Origin of the sequence: Pseudomonas sp. 34 E 7 (assembly GCF_900005715.1) — a bacterium.
Lineage (GTDB): Bacteria > Pseudomonadota > Gammaproteobacteria > Pseudomonadales > Pseudomonadaceae > Aquipseudomonas > Aquipseudomonas orientalis_A.
This window is the reverse complement of sequence record NZ_CVTX01000187.1, coordinates 40,170-45,365: the sequence shown is the minus strand read 5'-3', so window position 1 is coordinate 45,365 and position 5,196 is coordinate 40,170. Positions and strand designations below refer to the sequence as shown.

The 5,196-nt window shown below is 59.5% G+C and carries 4 protein-coding genes; 3 read left to right on the top strand and 1 reads right to left on the bottom strand.

Going from position 1 to position 5,196, the window contains the following annotated elements; translation table 11 throughout:
* Positions 1 to 424 precede the first annotated feature (424 nt).
* Positions 425 to 1,324, bottom strand: coding sequence for a LysR family transcriptional regulator (locus tag BFP96_RS25975; protein ID WP_065891695.1), 900 nt, complete (start codon positions 1,322 to 1,324; stop codon positions 425 to 427).
* 168 nt (positions 1,325 to 1,492) lie between these two features.
* Here BFP96_RS25975 and BFP96_RS25970 point away from each other — a divergent pair, with 168 nt between their 5' ends.
* From BFP96_RS25970 to BFP96_RS25960, 3 genes are all read left to right on the top strand, one after another.
* The gene (locus BFP96_RS25970) at positions 1,493 to 2,503 is read left to right on the top strand and encodes a zinc-dependent alcohol dehydrogenase family protein (protein ID WP_065897405.1); all 1,011 of its coding nucleotides are present in this window, start codon (positions 1,493 to 1,495) and stop codon (positions 2,501 to 2,503) included.
* Positions 2,504 to 2,642: 139 nt separating this feature from the next.
* Positions 2,643 to 4,382 (top strand): hydrogenase maturation protein, encoded by a 1,740-nt coding sequence (locus tag BFP96_RS25965; RefSeq protein WP_065891693.1) that lies wholly within the window; start codon positions 2,643 to 2,645, stop codon positions 4,380 to 4,382.
* A 51-nt stretch (positions 4,383 to 4,433) separates the two neighbouring features.
* Positions 4,434 to 5,084 (top strand): dTMP kinase, encoded by a 651-nt coding sequence (locus BFP96_RS25960; protein ID WP_065937279.1) that lies wholly within the window; start codon positions 4,434 to 4,436, stop codon positions 5,082 to 5,084.
* The last annotated feature ends 112 nt before the right edge of the window (positions 5,085 to 5,196 follow it).

Below are 5,196 nucleotides of genomic sequence, written 5' to 3'. Positions count from 1 at the left end.
ATTCAAGCCTGCGTTCGGCCAGCGTGGTTTAACGGGGCGCCTGAGATCAAAAGCAGATCAAGATCAAGAGCGGCTCGCTTCGCATCGTGGTTACCGTTGGCTGCTACGGTCTGGAAAGTTGTGTAGTTGCCTATGCTCCGATAGCAGTCAGTCAGGCACCGATGTGCAAGCTGACATACTGCAATCGGGGGCAAGCCCCCTCCCACATTTGGACCGAGGCGTTATCAAGGGGATATAGGGGCGCTGGCCGGGAAGGTTTCTTCGATAGCCTCATCAAGCTGGCTATCGCTGACCGCGCGGTCCTGCACCTTCACACTCGACTCGCAATGGCATTCGGCATTCGGGCACGGCTGTCCGGGCGCCGATCGCACGATCAACATCGGTCCGATAGACTGAGTTCGGCAATGCGGGAGCAGTGGCCTGGCTAACTGAGCCCCTGCTCGGCAAAAACAGCGACGAGCCATTCCATGAAAGCGCGCACTTTGGGCGAGCGGTATTTGCGGTCAGTGAGAAGCAGCGAGACAGGTTTGGGAACGGTATGCAGATCCGGCAGAATTTCAATCAGTTCGCCCGACGCGATATGAGGCTGCAGCGAGGGACGCAAGCCCTGCACGATACCCAACCCCGCCAGGCCGCAGCAGAGGAAGGCTTGCGAGTCATCGACCACGATGCCGCTTTTCAACGTCACCAACAGGCTTTCACCGCCGATTTGAAACCTCCAGGGCATGATTTGCTGGCGATGATCAATCAGGAAGTTGACCGCAAGGTGATCGGACAACGCTTCAAAAGTGGTGGGGGTACCGTACTGTTCGAGGTAGGAGGGCGCGGCGCAGGTGACCATGGGCACGGTGCCGATTCGTTTGGCAATCAGGCTCGACGAGTCAAGTTCCCCGAGCCGAACGGCGCAGTCTACGCCCTGCGCGATCAAATCAACCTGGTGATCCGAAGACCCGAGAATCAACTCGATTTCGGGGTAGAGAGCCCGGAACTTTGGAAGGGAAGGGATGATAAATGCCTTGGCGAGGGTCACCGGAACATCCACCCTGAGCTTTCCCCGGGCAGGTCGATCCGGTGAGAACCACGCCACGGTATCAGACAGATCGGCCAGCAGTTGCTTGCATCGATCGTAGAACTCCTCCCCCTCAGGCGTCACGTGGATCTTGCGCGTCGTGCGATGCAAAAGCTGGACGTTGAGTTCCTGTTCAAGATTCTGAATCGCTTTGGAAAGCGCGGGCCGGTGAAGCCTCAGCGACTCGGCGGCGCGGGTATAGCTGCCTTGCTCAACCACGGCCACGTAAATTTCCATCGCCTCGATCATGTTCATTGTCAGGCCTTTGATTAAACCGTTACGTGAGTGAACTCGATTGTAATTGGATTGATAACAATCTTGTGCTTCAAGGGCTGTTTATCCAGCGTCACGGGAGAGAAACAATGCCTCCAGCCTGGGCACACCGAATTTGTCGGGACGCCCCACATTGCTTGGAGTAAAAATATGAAAGCTTGGCTGCTGCAGGATTTTGGTCTTGAAAATCTGAAACAGGGCGAGACCCAAACGCCCACCCCCAAGGCCGGTGAGCTGCTGGTCAAAGTCGGTGCTGTCGCCCTCAATTTTCGCGACAAGGCAATTGTGGATGGGATCTATGAGCCGCACATGGTTCCCAAGCCGCTGATCCCTGTCAGCGACGCAGCGGGCACTGTCGTGGCAGTGGGCGAGTGCGTCAGCCGATTCGCAGTAGGCGACCGTGTCAACTCGCACCTGTACTCGCGCTGGATAGACGGCATGCCTGCCCACGACGAACCAGACTACTGCTTCGGCTCACCACTGCCGGGTGGCCTGGCTGAATTCATGATCATCCATCAAGACAGTGCAGTGCGTGCCCCCGATGACATGAGTGACGAAGAAGCCTCGACCCTTCCCATCGCGGCCTTGACCGCATGGTACTCGCTGGTGGACTTCGGCCAGATTGAAGCTGGCCAGAGCGTGCTGGTGCAAGGCACAGGAGGCGTGTCCATCTTCGCCGCACAAATCGCCATGGCCCTGGGTGCCAAGGTCATCGTCACCTCCAGCCGTGATGAAAACCTTGATGCAGTCATCAAGCTGGGCGCGGTCGCCGGCGTCAACTATCGCAAAACACCTGACTGGGCCGCTGAAGTATTGAAACTCACCGACGGCAAGGGCGTAGACCTGCTTCTGGAAGTGGCGGGCGGCGAGGGTATCAACGACTCCGTCCAGGCAACCAAAGTGGGCGGCCGCATTGCCCAGATTGGCTTCCTGACCGGACAAACGGCTAACCTGAACTTAATGCCACTGATCTTCCGCCAAACCACCATTCGTGGCATTGCAGTTGCTCCTCGCGCGTCATTTGATCGGATGAATGCGTTTCTCGACACCCATCACATCCGGCCGGTGATCGACCATGTCTACCCGTTTGAACAGGCGCGTGAGGCCTACGAGCACTTGGCACGCGGCCCATTCGGCAAGGTTGTTATCAAGGTCAGCTAAAATATAGTGACCAGCGAGGCTCGTCATTGATCCTGATCAGGTGTCCTTGCCGGCCCGCTCTGTAACATCAGGCCTCCATTCAAGACCAGGGACGGTTCAACACGCGTCCCTGGTCGCGCATCTCAAGGACGAGTCAGCCATGCGATCAGTGAAGATCCTTTTATTATCATCGGCATTCAACGGTTTGACCCAGCGGGCCTGGCTGGATTTGCGCCAGGCGGGTCATGACCCCAGTGTTGTCGTGTTCACGGATGAAGCCACGGTGTGTCGGCAGGTCGAAGACTCAGGCGCGGACCTGGTGATCTGTCCGTTTTTGAAGGACCGTGTGCCCCGGCAACTGTGGCGCAATCCGCAGCGCCCGGTGGTGATCATCCATCCGGGCATTGTCGGCGACCGTGGCGCCAGTGCGCTGGACTGGGCCATCACCCGGCAGGTCGGCCGCTGGGGCGTCACGGCGCTACAGGCGGTCGAGGAAATGGATGCCGGGCCGGTCTGGTCGACCTGTGAGTTCGACATGCCCGCCGATGTGCGCAAATCCGAGTTGTACAACGGTGCGGTGAGTGACGCCGCGATGGTGTGCATCCGCGACGTAGTGGAAAAGTTCGCCAAGGGTTTCGTGCCTGTGCCGCTCGACTACACGCGAGCCGACGTTGTCGGGCGTTTGCAGTCGAACATGACCCAGGCTGACCGCACCTTCAGTTGGTTCGATTGCGCAACCTTCATCAAGCGCAGCATCGACGCCGCCGATGGCCAGCCCGGTGTGTTGGCCAGCCTCCAGGGCGAGCAATATTACCTGTACGACGCGCACCTGGATTCACGCCAGGGGACGCCGGGGGAAATCCTTGCGGTACAGGACGACGCCGTGCTGGTGGCTGCCGGGGATCACAGCGTCTGGATCGGCTCGCTCAAACGCAAGGCCCAGCCAGGGGAAGAGACTTTCAAGCGGCCGGCGCGGCATGTTCTGGCCGACGGCCTGCTCGGTATTCCGGTGCTCGATAGCACCATCGCCCACCAGGCGTTCAATCCGCAGGTCTATCAACCGATTCGCTACCGGGAGTTTGGTCACGTCGGCGAACTGACGTTTGAGTTCTACAACGGTGCGATGAGCACTGAACAATGCCGGCGGCTGGTGGCTGCGTTGGAGTGGGCCAAGGGGCGAGACACCCAGGTGTTGTTGATCAAGGGCGGTCGCGGCAGTTTTTCCAATGGGGTTCACCTTAACGTCATTCAGGCTGCCGAGGTGCCGGGGCTGGAAGCCTGGGCCAACATTCAAGCCATCGACGATGTCTGCCAGGCGCTTCTGACCGCCAGGCAACTGGTGATCAGCGGCTTGACCGGCAGTGCGGGCGCAGGCGGCGTCATGCTTGCGCTGGCTGCCGATATCGTATTGGCACGCGAAGGCGTGGTGCTGAACCCCCATTACAAAAGCATGGGACTGTACGGTTCCGAATACTGGACCTACAGCCTGCCACGGGCCGTTGGCAGTGAAGTCGCGCACAGGCTCACCGAAGAATGCCTGCCCATCAGTGCCTTCCAGGCCCGGCACTATGGAATGATCCAGGACATCGGCCCCCGTTGCCCACACGCCTTCGACCTGTGGCTCGCGCAACAAGCCGGCAGCGCGCTGACCGATGAGCGATACCTGCTCGCACGCACCCGTAAAGCCACGATGGAGATCGAACAGGTTGAGCGCTGTCGCGAACGGGAGCTGGCGCAGATGCAGTTGGACATGGTGCAAGACCGCCAACAGTTTGCGCAAAAGTGCCGCAATTTCGTACTCAAGCGCAAAACCTGCCAGACCCCGCAGCGTCTGATCGCGGCATGGGCGTTGAGGTTCGAGACCGAGTTGCCCGAAAGCCCGAAAGGGCTGGCGGGATAAACCAGTCGCGATGCTATGCTTGGCGTTTGGCAACAGGATAACAAGGGAGCTATGAGTCGCCCGCTGTTCATTTCGCTGGACGGGCCCAAGGGCACCGGCAAGACCACGCTGCTGGAGGCGGTGACGGCAGCGCTGAGGGCCAATCATAAAAAGGTCGTCAGGCTGTGCGAAAAAAACAGCGATCCCCACCGGGGTGAAACCATGGGGCTGGTCAACCAACTCGTGCGACATCCCGACCCGGCGCTGGAGTGGGCGGTGTGTGAGCGGTTCGCCGACAGCCGTGGCTGGATTTCCAGGCACGTACTGCCTGAACAGCCCTCTGACAGCATCATCCTCATCGACCGCTGGTATCCGTCCGACGCGGCCTTTCGCCGGCTGATTCCGTTTGCGCAGATTTTACAGCTGAACCTCGACCGTCAGGTGCAGGTGCCGGACCTGCATGTCGGGGTTGTCACAGACCCGCAACTCTCATGGGCGAGGGCGGCGGCACGACGGCGCGGGCTGAACAGTACGGTGCTGCACACGCTGGAAGAACATGCCGCCTGCACCCATGCGTTTGAACGCGCAGTGGCCGATCACGGTTGGGTTTTATGCCGCAATGAGGGATCGATCGAGGAGGCGACGAGGCAGGTGGTTTGCGCGATAGAAAATCTGCCGAGTGGGCGCCAGCCCGGGGGCCGTCAGGGGGCCGCTGGAGCCTAGCTCAATCATGCAGATCTGGATCCGACATGTCATTTGGAACGACCCACTCTGCCTGTAAGTCTACCTGTATCTACTCATGGCTAAGGTACAGCGCAATGGATAAGACAATCAC

Bases quoted from the DNA above. Each gene is read 5' to 3' on its own strand.
- BFP96_RS25965 (WP_065891693.1), top strand. From the start codon at position 2,643: ATGCGATCAGTGAAGATCCTTTTATTATCATCGGCATTCAACGGTTTG.
- BFP96_RS25975 (WP_065891695.1), bottom strand. From the start codon at position 1,324: ATGAACATGATCGAGGCGATGGAAATTTACGTGGCCGTGGTTGAGCAA.
- BFP96_RS25970 (WP_065897405.1), top strand. From the start codon at position 1,493: ATGAAAGCTTGGCTGCTGCAGGATTTTGGTCTTGAAAATCTGAAACAG.
- BFP96_RS25960 (WP_065937279.1), top strand. From the start codon at position 4,434: ATGAGTCGCCCGCTGTTCATTTCGCTGGACGGGCCCAAGGGCACCGGC.